The sequence below is a fragment of the Streptomyces sp. NPDC006265 genome, from assembly GCF_040613555.1.
Lineage (GTDB): Bacteria > Actinomycetota > Actinomycetes > Streptomycetales > Streptomycetaceae > Streptomyces.
In genome coordinates, this window is sequence record NZ_JBEXSH010001408.1 from 1 (window position 1) to 1,412 (window position 1,412).

2 pseudogenes are annotated in these 1,412 nt (G+C 71.9%); one reads left to right on the plus strand and one right to left on the minus strand.

The window, feature by feature from the left end:
- Positions 1-231 (minus strand): annotated as a pseudogene (locus tag ABZ281_RS49340) (hypothetical protein); the annotation flags it as partial.
- 224 nt (positions 232-455) lie between these two features.
- Between ABZ281_RS49340 and ABZ281_RS49345 the strand changes: the two are divergent.
- A pseudogene (locus tag ABZ281_RS49345) lies at positions 456-1,349 on the plus strand (hypothetical protein); the annotation flags it as partial.
- Positions 1,350-1,412 lie beyond the last annotated feature (63 nt).

Sequence of the window (1,412 nt, forward strand, 5' to 3'; positions counted from 1 at the left end):
GCCGTCGTGCAGTACGGGTCCCACCGCGTCTCCGGGTCCGCGCCGCAGGATGTCGACCGCCTCCAGTCCCTGCCGCGCCGGCACCGTCACCACATCGCAGCCGGCCGCCGGTGCACCCGGCGGCGTACGAGGATCGTTGATCCGGCTGCTCTCCATCCCGGCCTCCACCACGAAAACCCCTGCTTGGACGAGCGGTCGGAAGTCGGGGGCCTCCCGGTCCGCGAGGTTCAACGCGGCAGAGCGTCAACGGCTACGGCGGAAGTCAGCCGCAAAGGATGGCACTTCATGGCAGATCACGGATGAGATATCCGGGTTTGTAGCCAAACACAGCGTGGCGACCCCATCACAGCAGGTACGTTCTTGCCCGCCGGACGCAGGGCCGACCATGCGGACAACTCGCAATAATTCGCCCTGCATCCGGCATGGTTCGACGGTTCGCACGGGAGGACCCGGCCATGGCGTCGTCAACGGTGACCTCGTCTCAACCCCACCGGCCACCACGGCCGAATCTCGTCTTCCGGCGACTGCGCGGACAGCGCTCGCCGGCCGAGTTCGCCGCGGCGATCCGCCGGGCCGGGCGCGAGATCGGTGAGCAGGTCAGCTGTGACGCGCGGTACATCGGCCGGGTCGAGGCGGGCGAGATCCGGTGCCCCAACTACGCGTACGAACGGGTGTTCCTGCACATGTACCCAGGCCGCACACTCACCGACCTGGGGTTCGCGCCCCGCTCGTCGGTACGCGGACGCCGGACGCGCGACACCGAGGACACGCCCCTGACGCGCACCGCGAAGCCGGCGAACGCCACAAGTGAGACCAGCGGGACGTGCGAGCCGTATGAAACGCAGAACCCGTACGACCCGCACCACCCGCACGACATCTACGAGGAGAGCGACGTGCTACGTCGCGCGTTCATGACCGGCGGGGGCGCCACGGTGGCCGCCGCCTCACTGGGGCCTGTCGGCCTCACCCGCGGCGCCTCGGCGGCACAGCGCCCCGTGCACCGCGCCGGGGCGAGCGACGCGGGCGCCCTGGAGGAAGCCGTCCGCCGGATCCGGCTGCTCGACGACCGGCACGGGGCGGACGGCCTCTACCGCCGCGCCGCCGCCCCGCTGCGCGCCGCCTACGCCCTGCTGGACGCCGGGACGACCCGGCAGACCACGGCGGACCGGCTCTACTCGGGCGCCGGTGAACTGGCCATCTCGGTGGGCTGGCTGGCCCACGACTCGGGGCGCTTCGACGACGCCCGCTCGCACTACGCGGAAGCCCTCGCGACGGCCCGGATGACCGGCGACGCGGGGCTGGAGGCGCACGCCTTCTCAGGTCCGTTCCGCCGCTCGAGGCGAGCAGGACGTTGACGGCCGCGCCGGCCATCGCCGTCAGCGCGAAGCCGGTGGAGATCAGCACGGCCGCGG